Raw genomic sequence first — 16533 nt, forward strand, 5'->3', positions numbered from 1 at the left:
GCACCATCGATATGTTTTCCTCCAAAGACCGAAACAACAAAAGGTTGGGCAGAAAACAAGCACGTTGTTTTCCACCCAACCTTATATTATGGAGACTTATTGAACAACTACTAATTGATTGTACGACATGACGTACATCGTCTTACAGTTGGCTCAGCACCTCAACGAGCAGCTTGTTCGCAAGCGCTGGATTCGCTTTGCCTTTCGATGCTTTCATGACTTGGCCGACGAGGAAGCCGATTGCTTTCTCTTTGCCGGCTTTGTAGTCTGCTACCGATTGCGGATTCGCTTCGATAATTTGGACAACAATTTCTTTGACCGCGCCTTCGTCGCTAATTTGGACGAGGCCCTGCTCCTCGACGATTTGCTTCGGCAGCTTGCCCGTCTCGAGCATCGCTTTAAATACCGTCTTCGCGATCTTGCTGTTGATCGTTTTCGATTCCAGCAGCCCGATCATCTCGCCGAGACCTTGAGCCGTCAGCTTAATATCGCCGAATTCCAGGTTGTTTGCATTCAAATAACCGAGCAAATCGCCCATAATCCAGTTCGATACCGCTTTGGCATCCTTCGTATATTTCAAGCTTTCCTCGAAGAAGTCTGCCATCTTCATCGACGACGTCAGCACTTCTGCATCATAAGATGGAAGCTCGTATTCTGCTACGTAACGTGCTTTGCGGGCATCCGGCAGTTCCGGAATCGAAGCGCGGACACGAGCTTTCCATTCTTCATCGATATTCAAGCGTACAAGGTCCGGATCTGGGAAGTAGCGGTAGTCATGCGCCTCTTCCTTGCCGCGCATCGACAGCGTCTTGCCTTGAGCCTCATCCCAGCGGCGCGTTTCTTGAACGATTTCACCGCCGCTATTAAGCACTTCAGCTTGACGCCACTGCTCATATTCGAGACCGCGCTGAACGCCGCGGAACGTGTTCATGTTCTTCAGCTCTGCCTTCGTACCGAACTTCTCTTGGCCATAAGGACGAAGCGAAATGTTCGCGTCGCAGCGCATGCTGCCTTCTTCCATCTTCACATCAGACACGTCGCAATAGAGCATAATCGCGCGAATTTTCTCCAAGTACGCTTTCGCTTCCTCCGGCGTGCGGATATCAGGCTCCGAGACGATCTCGATCAGCGGCGTACCGACACGGTTAAAGTCGACAAGCGAAGCGTAGCCGCCGTCCACGTGCGTCAGCTTGCCAGCATCTTCCTCAAGATGAACGCGAGTAATGCCGATCCGCTTCGTCTCGCCGTTCACTTCAATGTCAATCCAGCCGTTCTCGCCGATCGGTTGGTCATATTGCGAAATTTGGTACGCTTTCGGGCTGTCCGGATAAAAATAGTTTTTGCGGTCGAACTTGCTAACGTCCGCAATGGTACAGTTAAGCGCCATTGCCGCTTTCATCGCATATTCCACCGCCTGGCGGTTCAGTACCGGCAGAACACCAGGGTGGCCAAGGCAGATTGGGCACGTATGCGTATTCGGCGGCGCGCCGAATGCCGTCGAGCAGCCGCAAAAGATCTTGCTCTTCGTATGCAGCTCGACGTGCACTTCTAGGCCGATGACCGTCTCGTATTGGGTCGACATGATTTGATCCTCCTGCTTGAGTTGGAAACATTGGTGCGTGCAGCTGCTCAGACGATATTGCTCTTCCGATCGCTGTTGTCCCTTGATTCTCCAGAATCAATACCGCCCGCTCCGCAAGCTGCGTCCATCCATCGAATCCAACATGTCTTTTATTTAAATAGGATGAAGCGCCGATTAAACTTGATCAGCGCTAATAGTTGTAGTTGCTTTCCCTTTACAGCTGTGGGCGTGCCTTGTGGAAATCCGTATGCTGCTCGAACGCATGAGCGGTCCGAAGAACCGTCGATTCGTCGAACGCTTTACCGATAATTTGCAAGCCGACTGGAAGGCCGTCCGCGAGTCCACACGGAATGCTGATTGCTGGAACGCCTGCAAGGCTGACTGGAATCGTCAAAATATCGTTCAAATACATCGTCAGCGGGTCGCCGACCTGCTCGCCGATCCGGAAGGCCGTCGTCGGAGCCGTCGGTCCGAGCAATACGTCATACTTCTCGAACGCTTGGTCGAAGTCACGTTTAATAAGCGTGCGTACCTGCTGCGCTTTCTTATAGTAAGCATCATAATAGCCGGAGCTGAGCGCATACGTGCCAAGCATAATACGACGCTTCACTTCAGAGCCAAAGCCTTGGCTGCGCGACTTACGATACATATCGATCAGATTGTCCGGATTGTCCGCACGAACTCCGTAACGAACGCCGTCGAAGCGAGCCAGGTTGGACGAAGCTTCCGACGAGGCGAGCAAGTAGTACGTTGCCACAGCGTATTCTGTATGCGGCATCGATACTTCTTCCCATACTGCGCCGAGACTTTCATAGACCTTCAGAGCAGCTAATACCGCCTCTTTCACTTTCGGATCGATGCCCGCGCCGAGATATTCCTTCGGAACACCGATACGAAGACCTTTGACATCGCCCGTAAGAGCTGCCGTATAGTCCGGAATTTCAACATTCGCCGATGTCGAATCCATGTGATCATAACCAGCAATCGCTTGCAGAACATAAGCGGAATCTTCTACGTTCTTCGTCAGTGGACCAATCTGGTCGAGAGACGAGGCGAACGCAACGAGGCCGAACCTCGATACAAGGCCGTACGTCGGCTTCAAGCCGACGATACCGCAATAAGATGCCGGCTGACGAATCGAGCCGCCGGTGTCGGAGCCGAGGGAGAAGTAGACTTGTCCCGCAGCAACCGATGCTGCCGAACCGCCGCTAGAGCCGCCCGGCACGTATTCGGTATTCCATGGATTGCGCGTCACGTGGAAGCTCGAATTTTCGTTCGAGCCGCCCATAGCGAATTCGTCCATGTTCAGCTTACCGATCGTAACCGATTGAGCCGCTTTCAGCTTCTTCGATACAGTTGCATCATAAATTGGGTCATAATTGCGCAAAAATTGGCTGGCACAAGTCGTACGGATACCTTCCGTAACAATGTTGTCCTTAATGCCCGCCGGCAGGCCGAACAGCAAGCCGCGCTCACCGCCAGCTTGCAGCTGCTTGTCCAGCTCAGCAGCTTGAGCGCGGGCGCCTTCCTCATTCAACGTAATGAATGCTTGTACTGCAGGCTCCGTCTCTGCAATCCGCTTGAACGAAGCGTCCGTCAGTTCGGATACTGACAGCTCTTTATTATTCAATTGGTTATGTATATCCTGTAAGCGCAAATCAAACCGTGCCAACAGTCGTTCCTCCCTTCATATATCGAACCAACCGGCCAGCTACTCGAGCACCGCCGGCACTTTAATTTGTCCATCTTCATCATCCGGTGCGTTGCGCAGCGCCGTCTCATTCGAGACGGAAGGCCGTACCTCGTCGGCACGCATCACATTCGCGAGCGGCAGCACGTGGCTGGTCGGCTCCACGCCGTCCGTATTCAGCTCGTTCAGCTTCTCCGCATACTTCAAAATTGCGTTCAATTGAACGGTGAAAGTCTCTTTCTCTTCATCCGTCAACTCGAGACGTGCCAGGTTCGCAACATGCTCGACATCGTTCGCCGTAATACTCATCGTCATTCTCCTTCCATTCTCGCGGTCATTCTTCATATTATAGCCGATGGTTGGCAAAAAAAGAAGGGCGCTAAGGTCCATCGTTGCTTCCTCGCACAACGAAAAAACGGCGAAGAAGCTGCACGGCGATGGAATGCAATCGCTACCTGACATACCATCGCCTAAAAGTGTTAGCAGCCCAACAAAAATAGCAGCCCGGCCGGACAGCTGTCCGAGGGCTGCTACTTGATTAAGATCGGTGTTAAATCCACGCCTTCAGCCGAATCTGCCGAATAAAATCTTCAGCGCTTTGGGGTTCCGATGCCTCTTCTTCTGCTTGTTCTTGCTGTGTGCCGCCGTTCATAATATGGCGGAACAGCTCTTCGTTGCGTGTCAGCAAGGCGTAATCAATGAGCGCTTCGCGCTCGATTCGGTCTACCTCCTGCTGAACAAGAACAGACTCGCGCTCCACATCGTCACCTGTTACGAGAAAATTGCGGCCGGCCTTCGGAACTCTCACCACATATTCAAACACATTATCTTGATTCCGATCGTAGGCGATAATATAGCCGTATTCCCCGATGGGGAGATTTTGCTCGAAACGATCGTCTACGATTATGACTTTCTCCCCCAGTTTCAGCATCTATCCATTCTCCCTTGTGTAGGATCCGTTTAATAAAGCGTCTATTAGTGATTCTATCCTACTAAATATTTTATAGGAAGTCCAATCGAAAGAGTATATTTGATCAAACATTTAATATTATGTCATAAATATTCCAATCGCCCGGTTTACTTTAAGCCTTATACAAAAAAAAACTCGTTCTCCGCGATGCGTAAGAACGAGGTCCTATTCTATAGAACATCCAATTCATCTATACGCTATTTTACAATAATCGCTTCAGGCGTCCGTGTCAGCGCTCGAGGGGGAGTGCCTCCTGCCGTTATAACATAGCTGTTCTCGATGCCGACGACACCGATTCCCGGGAACGTAAACTTCGGTTCAACAGCAAGTACCATACCGGGTTCGAGCACAATGTCGAAGCCGGCAGCAAGCACTGGCCATTCATCGATTTCGAGCCCGATGCCGTGACCGAGAAAACGGACCTGATCCGCTCCGAAGCCCATAAAATGGTCCGACAACCCCAAATCGGAGGCAAGCTTCAGTGCAGCAGAATAAATGTCCGAGCATCGGGCTCCTTCAACCATTAGCCGCTCTGCCTCACGGATGATTCGCTCTGCCGCTGCATAAGCTGCCATCAGTTCATCTGACAATTCTCCGATGACAGCCGTGCGTGTCTGATCAATAACGTAGCCGTCTATGCAGCATCCAAGATCAAGCAGTATCGGCTCATTGCGTGCGAACCGCTTGCGACTTACGCTTTGCGGCGAATGCGGACCAAGCCCGCGCCCTCCTGCCGGACCATCGAAATAAGTCGGCTCCGCAGCCGCTTCGCCGGAGCCGACCATGCCGGTCGGTACCTCCTGATTGTAGCCGCGAAGACGCATCGAGCCGATATGGCCGCGAAGGCGTAAGCCGTATTCAAGCTTCGCGATCCATTCCAGCTCGGATACACCTTCGCGCAGCTCCGGCAGCGCGTCCGACAGCGCCTCATCAAGCGAGCGCGCCGCCTGCTCGATCCGCTCGATCTCCCATGCCGACTTCACCATCCGCACGCGTCGCAGCAGCGGCGATGCATCCAACAATGGGCTTAAGCCGCGATCATACAGCTCTTGTTCTCCGGAAGCCTTGGCAACGAGCGAAGCGAGCTTCAAATAGACTGTCGCCGGGAGCGTATCAAGATCGGCTCCAACCTGCGGCGGCTGCTCCGCGCCGAACAACACCGAATAATCACGGCGGAGCGTTTCGCCGAACCGGCTGAAGGAGCCGAGCGGCACCGTCCGGATGGACGACTCGCGCTTGGCCCGTTCAACGCTGCGGCGGACGTACAGAGTCGGTTCACCGACAGATGGGACGAACAAATAGCCTGTCTGCATCGTACCAGTCCAATAAAGAATGCCGACATTCTGCGTAATGAGCACGGCGTCCATGCCCTCTACCGCCATCCGCTGCTGCAGCCGCTTGATGCGAGATCTAATTTCTTCTAAGGGAATCATTCCATCCTGTAACATAATCATTTCCTCCATCGTCACCTAGAACGTTCCCCATCATTATAGCTTACCTTTGAGAAGATAACGAACGAGTCTAACAGCCTGTTTCATCTCCCTCCATTCCTCGAACGAGACAGCTATCCATGACTATTAATAAACGAGCTCCGCCGTACCTTTCACATACCATTCAATCGGTTCCGTTACGTTGAACGCTCGCGGATAATGCAGTCGAATAATGAGAATGACGCCTGGACGTTCAAGCGTGACCTCGTAATCGTAAAGCGAATTGCGGTATGTATAGGGAAAATGCTGGTCCTCGTTAATAACCTCGAACAACGCAATCTCGACCTGTTCGCGAAATAACGATGCCGGCGTCGGTGTCAAGGTCGCATCCAACTGCAAGTTGGCCATCAAATACTGCCGGGCGGCAGCAGCCGCTTCCGCCGGATCAATATGTACTTGTCCATATGCAAGACGTTGTTCATCGAGCTGCTGCGCTGCCGCATGTGCTGCCCTATTCACCGCATGCTTGCCCTGAAACAACGCCTTCATTGCCATTTCTTCATCCAATTGCTGCGCTTGAGCCGTCATCCATACGACAGACATTAAGACGAACAGCAGCAGCTTCTCCACCCTTGTGTCACCTCAAATCGCAATCACTCATGGTACATATTCGCTCATTTTTAATCCGAACGCGCGCATCCGGGCGTCCGACGGCGGCGGCGTCAAGCCGATCAGTCTATCAATCGTAAACAATCCGTCATAAGGATAGCTGATCGTAAGCGCCAGCCCCTTGCCGCGAGTCAAAGGAGCGGCAGCATTCGTCGCCGTGCTTCCGTCGGTCGACGACACTTCATAGCGAAGCTCATCCGGCCGCAGTCCGAGTGATGCGAGCCGTTGCTTAGACTGCTCTATCATCGCCGCATCAATATAACCGTGACTACCATTCGCTCCGACCTCAAGCAGATAGTCTACCTCCTGCTGCAGCGCCGCTTGTCGGACGATGAGCACATGCTTATAGACCGGCGAGAACATCATCCAGCACAGCATTCCCGCGAATAATACGAATATTAAGATGCTCCGCAACACAATCCCCCCTATGTCAAGGTATCATCGTCAAGCAATAACCGGGCCACAGCAGTTGTGAAGAGACCAGCCCTAACTTGCCCTTAGCCGCCAAACGGATAGAGCTAAGGACTCATCCGCTGTATCGTATCGCCAATATGCTTGCCGCTTTGACTCAGCTTCTCCTTCGTCCCGTCCGCACCCCCCGTCACCTGCGAATAGATTAGGATAACCGTTAGCAGCAAAACGACCGTCATTAGTAGAGATCTCAAACTAGACGCCCCTTTCCGTAATCGAAGCTGGTTACGGAGTCATCGCACCGATTTGGGTATTCGTTGTCGCTCCTTGCGTCATAATCTGAGCCTTTGTACCTGTCGTATCCTTAGCAATGATCGTATTAAACATAACGATGACGACAACGATCATCATGACCGTAATCAGAATGTTACGCATCTCGTTTCACCTCCTTTAACTGCGATCCACCAGCGGATGATGTTAGTTAACCTGTACACTTATCCACCACAGCTTTATCCTCCGAGCGATTCGAACAGCTGCTGACCTTCCCTCACCCACGGATAAATAAACACTTGGAACGTGTATAAGATTGGAATACCAGCAATAACGAACAGCAAGTAAGATGTCGTCTCCTTGCGGCTTTCCTTCGCCAGCTCCAGCTTCTCCTTATAATCTTGAATCCGCTGTCTTAGCAGCGTATAAAACTCTTCACTTTCATGCAGTCTTAACGAATCCAATGTTTCCACGAAGCTCGCCCCATCGTCCGTACCCAGCCGTCTTTTGAATCTCCGCAGCGCCTCCTCAGAATCGTGATACCATTCCGCCAGCAGCCGTTGAAGATCGGCCTGTACGACTTTGGCGAACGGAATGCATCGAGATAGCTTCGTATGCAGGTGCAGATTCGAACCAGCGAAATAAAGCAGCTGATTGCTGATTACATATACTTCCTTCGTAATTCGCTGCGATCTCATCCGGTGAATGGACTTCAACCATGGAAGATCGAAGTAGAGCAACATTACGACCGCGGTCAAACTACCGATTACAACGGCGGGAGGAAGGCTCCCGGCCGCAAAATAATTCCCGGCGCAGCTAAGCAGCAGTACAACAGGCAGCAAGACGAGCGCAGCACGCCGGATAACCATATACACAGCAGCGTCGCCGTCGAAGCCGCAGCCGCTAAGAAGCGCCTCACGCTCCATGAATGACTCTGCCTCCCTCGACAAGCGCAGCCGCTGAAGCCATCGCTCTGAGACCGAGGCCCTCCGCCAGCGAAGGCCGCTCAAATGGACCCATCTCGGTCGTTTCTGCGGCAGCAGCCGAAGCAGCAAATAAATCGCAGCGAACAACATAAGATACTGAGCTGCCGTACCGATTACGAGCGCCAACCGACCGCTCCACTCGCTAATTAACACGATAATCCTCCCTTCTTATAGCTTTCTGCGCGACAGCCAAATTCCCATTAAGAACGAGGCAAAAATAAGCACCAACGCGTTCAGCAGCAGATCGCGTCCCTTCGGGTCAAGCAAATAATAACGGTATGCCCCCTCTGGGTTGTAGTGCGCATTGATTCCTATAAACAGCAGGAGGAACAATATCGGCGTAAAATTAGCAATTCGAATTTCTAACAGCTTGTTGCGCTCCTGCTCATTCGCCCGTCTCGCGCGCCGCATATCCGTAATCAGCTCCCTCAGGCTGTCGCTTACCGTGCTGCCTTCTGATAGCGCGACACGTAGCAAATTCACGAAATATTCGCCCCACATATGTCCGAGCGCCGCCGCGAACACTCTCAGACTTGCCTCATCGTCTCCTCGCACCGACAGGTTACGATATAACTGATCGAACACAGATTGAATCTGGCCCGGCAGACGGCGCTCCTCCACCGTTCGCTGCAGCGCCAGCCTGATGTTCCGTTCGCCAGTCACAAGATAGCATTGATAAAACAATTCCAACGCGGGCAGAAAGTCGATTCGCGTCTGCAGCTGGCGCTGGAGCAGCGATGCCCGGACAAAGGTATACGGCAGCAGCAAGCCGATCATACCTGGAAGCAGCGTTCCTTTGAGGCTCTGGAACAGCATCGCTCCAGCTGCCGAGCCGACTATTCCGGCTGTTATCGAGAAGCCTGCGAAAGATAACGGTTGGAATGGATATTGCATAGACTCCAGCAAATCAGACAGATGGCGGTACAGCTTATCGAACCGTTGCAGCCGTGACTCCAAGATGGCTGCCAAGCCCTGCCGCTGCCGGTATTGAAGCCTGGCGGCCAGCCGATTCTGTTCCATCCATATCGTAATTACGGAACGCAGCAGAACATAAAGTACGATGAACAGCAACGCCACGAGCAGCACGAGAACTGACATATTCATCGATCCGATCATGCTCCTGCTGCCTCATTAGGCTGAAGCTTTGCCCGGCTATCGCCTCTTACCACTCGGCCTGGGTGCCAATTCGGCTCAATACCATACCTTCTGAACCGCTCGACCGCCCGTTCCGAAGGAGGCTCACAGTACCGCCATATGCCGGAAGCCTCATCGTACCGAATCCATTCCGTCACGATAACTTGTCCGTCCTTCCAGCCAATTTCTCCAATTCGGCATACGCGTCGTTTGCCTCCAATTATCCTCATCTCGATGCCAAGCTGCGTCACATACTCTGCGATCCGCTTCACGAGCCGGTCGGGATTCATCGTCCGGCCGTCCAGCATGCACATATCGCTTACTGCCTCCGGCACATCCTCAAGCGTATTCGCATGGACGGTCGTCATACTGCCTTCATGTCCCCTCGTACAGGCGCGAACGTAAATGTTCGCATCCTGGTCACGAATCTCAGCGTGAACAATACGTTGAGGGGATTGACGAAGAGCCAGCTTGAATGCTTGTGCCGACCGATGCGCCGCATCTTCCTCGTCAAACTCGTATTCGACGGCGTTCTTGTCCGGAAAGTCTCGGTGAAGCATCATCTCGAACCGGTTCTCAAGCGTCACGATTCTTTCTTCATCCGGCAGCTCCGCTATAAGCGACTTCATTAAGTGGGTTTTGCCAGAGTTAGTCGGTCCAATAATGACAAGGTTAAACCGTGCTCGCAGCACGCTCAGCAGCAGCTCTCTCACTGAAGCGTCCATCGTCTCGTAGTCAGGCCGGCACAGCTCATCAAGCCGAAATACTTGCGCCGTATAGAACCGGATCGTAAGCGTTGGAGCCGCCGTAAAGCCGAACCCGGTCATCGTCACGCGCGACCCGTCCTGCAGCATCACCTCCGCCCAGCGCTTACGCGGATTAATTCGGTCATTGTTGTAAAGCACTAGATTTTGCTGAATCCGCTCTACATCGCGTATCGAGCTGAACGAATATTTAGACAGCACCGGCTGACCACCGCGAACCTCGTATATTCTCGTTCCAACAACCTGAATCTCCTCCAGTCCGCTTCGCTCCGCCAGCACAAGCTCCAGCACGTTCAAACCGATCACTTCTGCGAACAATGCTTCTGCAAGCGTCTCATAGGGATGGCTATAATCCGGCATCTGGTGAATGCGGTGACGCAGCAGCCAGTCATTAATGAGCGCAAGCACATGCTCCCGTTCCTTCGGGAAGCCAAGCACCGCGCGATTCAGCCGTTCGCCATACTGCCGCCGCTCTTCGTCCGTCATACCTCGAGGCGCCGCCAGATAAGCGCGAATTTCATCAGCGAGCCGCGTGAAGCCGTCTCCGGTATTCGTTCGCAGACCCAAGGGCATGTTCGTCTCTTCGGCAGGTCCGCTTTCACTCCGAAGCCTAGAAGAGAAAGCAGCAGGTGAGAACCGCTCCGCTCTACTCCCGCTCATGAGCCGACTCCATTGCGATGCGCAAGCAGCTTACGATACCAAGGCTGAATGTGCTTGGACCGCTTCCTCCGCAGACCGTACTGCCGTATCCAAGCCTCGGCGGAAGGCTTCATCGCCTCACGCCCTTCCTCAGAACTAAGCCAGTGATGGTAACGTCCATTGTCCAGCTGGAGCATCATCGGCTCCGTCAGCATCATCTCGCCGATCAACGGCAATCCGGTTTCTTTGCTAATATCCTTCAACTTAAATCCTCCATTCCTCCAAGGGGGTCGTATAACTAACAGCTCATAGTCCGCGGACGGAACGCCGAACAGCGGCGAAATTTGTCCGATCCAGCGGTACCAATCCTCCTGAAAATGACTGAGTGCGCCCGTCGTCACCAGTACGCGGGTCGATGCCTCTCGCAGTGCACATACTGTGGCCGCATTGTCCCAATAAGCGCCGACGTCCGCTACAACGATATCGAACGTGTGCCTTGCCGTATCGAGCAGACATTCGAAATCTTCCACCATATAGAACTCCGCCTGATCACGATCCATATTGCCCATCAATACATGCAAGCCAGGTATCTCCCGAACGGGGTACATCGTTCTTAGCAGCTTGGCCGAGTCTAACGAACCGTCTCGCAGCTCTGGTCGAATCGTATCCAGTCCTGAAGCGGGCCTATCAATGCCGACATAACGCTGCAGCTTTGCGCTCTTCAGGTTAAGGCACAAATAGCCGACTGCCGCCTCACTGCTCTCGGCAACCCGACTCGCTGCAGCGAATGCTGCCAGCGTCGTGCCAATGTTCGGCGTCGTGCCAACGAACGTAATTAGCGGAGCGTACATTCGCTCGCTCACGAGCTTCCACCCTCTCTACCGACGGCTTCGAACGATTCCGGACTGAAAGCAATAACAAGTCGTCCGCCGCTTTTACACAGCTCGTCAATCTTAAGCCACTGCTCTTCCGTTAAGTTCAGATTGACATAGTCAATCATCGCATTGGCGTCCCGTCTAGAAGCGTACATTTGCTCCTTATTGCCCTCCGCAAGTGACAGCAGGTTCGGATTGTCCATATCGTCCACCTCCATGTTCGCTGACGATTTCACAGAGGCGACGGTCACCGGCTCGTCGAATAGCCTAACGGACGGAATAGCTTCCCCCGTCACGTACAGCATGACCCGATCGCCGGCTCGAATCCCATTCGACACGGACAGTACGTAGCTGCGCGGAATCTGAAACGTATTCTCCGCCCGACCCGGCATAAGCCGATACCGATCCAGCTTCCATCTCAACAGCGGCTCATCTGCCCCGAGCGGTATGACCGCCTCCCAGCCTTCTGCTTCTGAGGCGCTTAACAGCATCTCCTCGCGGACGGCCGACTTCGCTAGCTGCACATACGCCAAGTCGTTAGACGTAATCCGCTCTCCAGCCGCGATATATCGCTTAGGCACCACAACACGTATCGTGTCCTTGCTCTGCACTTGACGCAGTTGTACCGTGTAAATGCCATACGCAAGCAGCCCAGCCAGCACAGCTGCCGTTAAGCTGACCGCCGCATTCCGTTTCCTGCTCATTGTGATACTGGCTCCTTTCGAAGAAATGGATGAATAAACGCAAAAAAGAACGCAGCCGTAGTACGTCGTAGACGTACTTCATGGCATGCGTTCTTCGCATCCGTTCATCTATTCTGTGACATCCGATTGTTCGGATATGCTAGGTTTTGACAATATAATAGCAATTACATTGTCATTTGTCTATAAGTTTTTGAAGAAAATGTCGCATAATTTATCTCGTCGTAAATTTCATTAATCCACCTAGCACGAAGCCCGTTAAATCATCGACAAGCTGTTCGAGATCACCGCTGTCATGCTTTAAGAGGGGCTCCCAATAGGAGGATGAATTACGATAGTACAGCAGCGTTCCAAGCACCGAGAAAAACGCGTTATCGACCGAGTGACTGTGGAACACGCCCTGCTCCATCCCCTTCTCAATCCACTCCCGCAGCCTGCGCCAAGGCGGCGCCGCATATTCACGAATGCGCGACAGCCTCGGCGAGTTCAGCAGCATCTCCTGTTGAATAATGACCGTCATCATCGGCTCGCGCATTTTGAACGCCGTTATTTCTCGAACGATGAGCTTCACCCCTTCAACCGGGTCCAAATCCATATTGTTCAGTTCATCGTAAGCTTCAAGCGGAAAAAAGTTCTCGAACATGGCGTAAAACAAATTTTCCTTCCCGCCAAAATAGTAAGAGATCAGCGCTCCATTCACACCCGCGTCCTCGCATATTTGCCGAACCGTCGTGCCATCGAAGCCTTGCTTCGCAAATCTCGACTTCGCCGCGATCAGTATACGTTGTTTAATATCCGAATCTATTGCCTTCATTACAGCCTCCGTATCTTACATTTATGATTATTATGAAGAACAGACGCTTCTGTGGCAACTGCGAAGGACAAATTTAATCGACCTTCGGCTTCATGCATAAGATTTATGATTTGTGCGAGGACACCGTAGCGGTCTGGGCACTCGAGGCTTGAGCAACAGCCGCGCTGTGATCCTTGCGTGCTGCAACGGCGCCGGCGCTGATTAGAAGTGCCACAGCTCCAATCGCTGCTAGCTTCAGAGCCGGATAAGCCGCCGAAGGTCCGCCGAACAAGATGTCCATCATCCCTTGCACCGCATAAGTGGCCGGAAACACGTCTCCGAGATGGTTATAGAAGCTTGGAAGCAACTCGCGCGGCATCATCGCGCCGGAAGTAACAAGCTGAAGGGACAGCGATAAAATGTTGAACAGCATGCCCGCCATGCCGAGCAGGAAAAGGAACATCTGAGATACGTACATGAACACAAGTACAGTCAAAATTTGATACGCCCACAATGTCAGGAAGCCGTGCTCCGCTTGACCGCCGAGCGCCGCAAGCAAGATGACGCCCACACCGGATACGAAAACTGCTGCGGCAGCGTTGATCATAATTCGAGCACCGAATCTGCGCCAACGGCCAAGCTTGCCGATGAGAGACATCGACGATTGCTCCATATTCATACCCATAATCATCGCTCCGACATACGATGCAAGCACGAGCATCATCGGAACCATCTGATTGTTCATGCCGTCAACCTTATTCACCGAAACAATATCCGCTTTAATTTTGTCGCTAAGTGAAGCAGCAGCCGCCTTGGCTTGTTCAGCCGGCATATTAAAGCTTGTCAAGAGCGCTTCCGTCCCGCCTGCCATCGCCTGTTTGTTCACTTCGCTTGCGATTCGCTCGGCGGCGCTTTGCATAACGGTTTTAATCATCGATGCATTCGCTTCATTAATCGTGAACAGCAGCTCAGCCTGCGTGCCAGCCGCCTGAAGGTTAGCGGTGAAGCCCTCCGGAATGACGATCACCATTTGTACTTCTTTATCATTCAAAGCTTCCTTGGCTGATTGCTCATTATCATATAACGATGACTGAAAAGGAACAGATTGCTGCAATTGATCTGCAATTGAAGCCGCCGCTTGGCCGTCTGCATTAACAATGCCAACATGCAGCTTGTTCATCCGATCCGTAACACCGTCATAACCTGTCATCCATACGACGGAGAAAATGATTTGGAACATAAGGGCCGTTAATATCCCGACGATCGTCGTTGGCCGCTTAAGAAACATAAGTATGGCTTGCTTCATAGTATATAGCTCTCCTTTATCTCTTTATTTAAACAAGCATTTTAAACGATTGTTTTAAACAACTGTTTAAATATTAACCGACGACTCTCTGTCCTGTCAATATATAGATACAAAAATCTCCCTTCAGCGAAGGAGACCCTCGCTGAAGGGAGATTTAATTAGGTTAAAAATCAATTAATCCGACGCTGATTTGGAGTGCTTCGTCCACCTTACGCATCATCTCGTCGTCAAGATGCGTAATTTTATCGGTTAGACGCTGCTTGTCGATGGTCCGAATCTGTTCCAGCAGCACAACGGAATCACGATCGAAGCCATGCTGTTCCGCTTCAATTTCAACATGCGTTGGCAGCTTTGCTTTTTGAATCTGCGCCGTAATGGCCGCCACGATGACAGTCGGGCTAAACCGATTGCCGATATCATTCTGAATGACGAGCACAGGACGCACGCCTCCTTGCTCAGACCCGACAACGGGTGACAAGTCCGCAAAAAATACATCGCCGCGTTTAACGATCAAGCTTTACACCCCGCTTACGAGACGGCCGAGCGTAAGATCGGCATCTTCCTCCGCGTGAAATGCTTCCGAGGCCATGTTCAAGTTGATCTTTGCCATCTCCAGATACCCGCGCTGCATCGATTCGCGGATTTGCCGCTTCTTTCGCTCCACTAGATACAGCTTCATAGCCTGACGGATAAATTCGCTGCGGTTGGAGTTCTCTTTGGCAACAATGCCGTCGACCTCCTCCAGCAGTTGATCCGGCAAGCTGATCATGATTCTCTTGGTGTTCTGCATATTGGCCACCGAACTAGCACCTCCAAAACTTTTCCAGACCCTTATAAACATTATGTCAAAATGCTTCTCCCGCTATACTACACATACTTATGAAACGGATAGCAGCGTTATGCAGCATCACTTCATGCATTCGTATCCATCTCAAAACCTATTCCGATCGTCACACTTTGTAATACTATTCGCAATAAATTTCGAGGTAAATCCCGAATATCCTTCTTCATCTTACAAATTATGCGCAGTTAATTTTATCCTTGCAGCGGATTAACTACTGCAATCGTCTCCCCTGACCGTACATAGACGCGCGGGACACGCGAGGCGAGCATACAAGTCACCTCATATGAAATCGTCCCCAGCTTCGATGCAATGTCATCCGCCGTAATGCGCTGATCGCCCTGAACACCGAGAAGCACGACCTCCTCGTCTACCGATACCGGCTGTCCGTTCGCTTCCGCAGCTGCTAGCCCAATCATGCATTGATCCATACAAATGCTCCCAAGCACGGGAACCCGGACGCCTCGGATCAGCGCCTCCGCCTTGCCGCTCAGCATACGGCTGAAGCCGTCTGCATAGCCGATAGGCAGCGTACCGATCGATTCCTCGCTGCTCGTCACATAACGTGCGCCGTAGCTGATTCCCCAGTCCTTCGGCGCAGTTTTCGTCATAGCAACCGCCGTCTTTAGCGTCATCACCGGCTCCAGCTCGACGCGCTGCTTATTCACATCGTCGGACGGATACAGACCGTACATTCCGATTCCAAGCCGCAGCATGCCATAGCCCCACTCAGGCGTGTCGATTCCTGTCGCGCTATTGGCCGCATGGATCAGCGAGATCGGCAGCGAATGGCTGCGCACATAATTTACTACACTCGAGAAGCGCTCATATTGCTGCTTAGTGTACATTTTGTCGAGCTCATCCGCCTTGGAATAGTGGGTGAACATCCCTTCAACATCCAATTGCTTGACAGCTAGCGCCCGCTCGATGAACCGTTCCGCTTCTCCGCCCGGCAGTTTGCCCAGACGTCCCATTCCGGAATCAATTTTAATATGAACCTTCAGCTTCTTACCGTTATCCGGAAGCTGAGCCGCCGCATCAAGCACGTCATCGCGGAACAACGCGATCGTGACGTTATGCTCACGCGCAGCCTCCAGCCCTGAAACCGGCACATACCCAAGCACAAGTATCGGAGTCTTGATGCCATTCCGACGCAGTTGAAGCGCCTCGTCCAAAAAAGCAACTCCCATATAATCGACGCCGAATGCCTCTGCTTCCTTCGCGATATGCACGGCTCCATGTCCGTAAGCATTCGCTTTCACCGAAGCCATCAGCAGCATGGATTCCGGAATCGCTTGACGAAAAGCCGTCAGATTGTGCCGAAGCGCATCTAACGAAATCTCTGCCCGAGTCGCCCGATAATATGCTTCCACTTAATCGTCACCTTCTCCTCTGGCCGTAACAACCCAATAGAAACTATGTTAATGGTTGAGGCTTGGAGTGTCAATGAAACCATAGGCTTTTCCGATGGG

19 protein-coding genes are annotated in these 16533 nt (G+C 52.3%); all 19 read right to left on the bottom strand.

Going from position 1 to position 16533, the window contains the following annotated elements:
- Positions 1-142 precede the first annotated feature (142 nt).
- The 19 genes from gatB to alr all read right to left on the bottom strand — a co-directional run bounded on the left by gatB (position 143) and on the right by alr (position 16434).
- Entirely contained in the window at positions 143-1582 is a 1440-nt protein-coding gene (gene gatB, locus PXY01_RS18775) for an Asp-tRNA(Asn)/Glu-tRNA(Gln) amidotransferase subunit GatB (protein ID WP_127572106.1), read from the bottom strand.
- 214 nt (positions 1583-1796) lie between these two features.
- Positions 1797-3254: an Asp-tRNA(Asn)/Glu-tRNA(Gln) amidotransferase subunit GatA gene (gatA, locus tag PXY01_RS18780; protein WP_127572108.1), complete on the bottom strand. Its 1458-nt coding sequence runs from the start codon at positions 3252-3254 to the stop codon at positions 1797-1799.
- 39 nt (positions 3255-3293) lie between these two features.
- The gene (gene gatC, locus PXY01_RS18785; RefSeq protein WP_127572110.1) at positions 3294-3581 is read right to left on the bottom strand and encodes an Asp-tRNA(Asn)/Glu-tRNA(Gln) amidotransferase subunit GatC; all 288 of its coding nucleotides are present in this window, start codon (positions 3579-3581) and stop codon (positions 3294-3296) included.
- 241 nt (positions 3582-3822) lie between these two features.
- The gene (locus PXY01_RS18790; protein ID WP_127572112.1) at positions 3823-4203 is read right to left on the bottom strand and encodes an ATPase; all 381 of its coding nucleotides are present in this window, start codon (positions 4201-4203) and stop codon (positions 3823-3825) included.
- A 236-nt stretch (positions 4204-4439) separates the two neighbouring features.
- The gene (locus PXY01_RS18795) at positions 4440-5690 is read right to left on the bottom strand and encodes a M24 family metallopeptidase (protein WP_307719399.1); all 1251 of its coding nucleotides are present in this window, start codon (positions 5688-5690) and stop codon (positions 4440-4442) included.
- A 129-nt stretch (positions 5691-5819) separates the two neighbouring features.
- On the bottom strand, positions 5820-6302 hold the full coding sequence (locus PXY01_RS18800) for a hypothetical protein (RefSeq protein WP_127572116.1): 483 nt from the start codon (positions 6300-6302) through the stop codon (positions 5820-5822).
- A 27-nt stretch (positions 6303-6329) separates the two neighbouring features.
- Positions 6330-6755 (bottom strand): hypothetical protein, encoded by a 426-nt coding sequence (locus PXY01_RS18805; protein ID WP_127572117.1) that lies wholly within the window; start codon positions 6753-6755, stop codon positions 6330-6332.
- Positions 6756-6859: 104 nt separating this feature from the next.
- A complete protein-coding gene (locus tag PXY01_RS22430) occupies positions 6860-7006 on the bottom strand; it encodes a hypothetical protein (RefSeq protein WP_164744485.1) in 147 nt (48 codons plus the stop codon).
- 31 nt (positions 7007-7037) lie between these two features.
- A complete protein-coding gene (locus PXY01_RS22435; RefSeq protein ID WP_164744486.1) occupies positions 7038-7187 on the bottom strand; it encodes a hypothetical protein in 150 nt (49 codons plus the stop codon).
- A 74-nt stretch (positions 7188-7261) separates the two neighbouring features.
- Positions 7262-8161: a type II secretion system F family protein gene (locus PXY01_RS18810; RefSeq protein WP_127572119.1), complete on the bottom strand. Its 900-nt coding sequence runs from the start codon at positions 8159-8161 to the stop codon at positions 7262-7264.
- Positions 8162-8176: 15 nt separating this feature from the next.
- The gene (locus PXY01_RS18815; protein ID WP_127572121.1) at positions 8177-9112 is read right to left on the bottom strand and encodes a type II secretion system F family protein; all 936 of its coding nucleotides are present in this window, start codon (positions 9110-9112) and stop codon (positions 8177-8179) included.
- An 8-nt stretch (positions 9113-9120) separates the two neighbouring features.
- A complete protein-coding gene (locus PXY01_RS18820; RefSeq protein ID WP_127572123.1) occupies positions 9121-10566 on the bottom strand; it encodes an ATPase, T2SS/T4P/T4SS family in 1446 nt (481 codons plus the stop codon).
- Positions 10563-11408 carry a CpaE/TadZ family protein gene (locus tag PXY01_RS18825; RefSeq protein ID WP_246028003.1) on the bottom strand — a complete coding sequence of 282 codons (846 nt, stop codon included), beginning with the start codon at positions 11406-11408 and terminating at the stop codon, positions 10563-10565. The genes PXY01_RS18820 and PXY01_RS18825 overlap by 4 nt, the downstream gene beginning before the upstream one ends.
- Positions 11405-12124, bottom strand: coding sequence for an SAF domain-containing protein (locus PXY01_RS18830; protein WP_127572125.1), 720 nt, complete (start codon positions 12122-12124; stop codon positions 11405-11407). Before PXY01_RS18830 ends, PXY01_RS18825 begins: the two co-directional genes overlap by 4 nt.
- 211 nt (positions 12125-12335) lie before the next feature.
- Positions 12336-12935, bottom strand: coding sequence for a TetR family transcriptional regulator (locus PXY01_RS18835; protein ID WP_127572127.1), 600 nt, complete (start codon positions 12933-12935; stop codon positions 12336-12338).
- Positions 12936-13038: 103 nt separating this feature from the next.
- Positions 13039-14220, bottom strand: coding sequence for a YhgE/Pip domain-containing protein (locus PXY01_RS18840; protein WP_127572129.1), 1182 nt, complete (start codon positions 14218-14220; stop codon positions 13039-13041).
- A gap of 163 nt (positions 14221-14383) precedes the next feature.
- Positions 14384-14734, bottom strand: coding sequence for a type II toxin-antitoxin system PemK/MazF family toxin (locus tag PXY01_RS18845; protein ID WP_127572130.1), 351 nt, complete (start codon positions 14732-14734; stop codon positions 14384-14386).
- 3 nt (positions 14735-14737) lie between these two features.
- A complete protein-coding gene (locus PXY01_RS18850; protein WP_127572132.1) occupies positions 14738-15019 on the bottom strand; it encodes a CopG family ribbon-helix-helix protein in 282 nt (93 codons plus the stop codon).
- Between the two features lie 236 nt (positions 15020-15255).
- Positions 15256-16434, bottom strand: coding sequence for an alanine racemase (gene alr, locus PXY01_RS18855; RefSeq protein ID WP_127572134.1), 1179 nt, complete (start codon positions 16432-16434; stop codon positions 15256-15258).
- Between the last annotated feature and the right edge of the window lie 99 nt (positions 16435-16533).

It is taken from the genome of Paenibacillus xylaniclasticus, assembly GCF_004001065.1.
Taxonomy (GTDB): Bacteria; Bacillota; Bacilli; order Paenibacillales; family Paenibacillaceae; genus Paenibacillus_T; species Paenibacillus_T xylaniclasticus.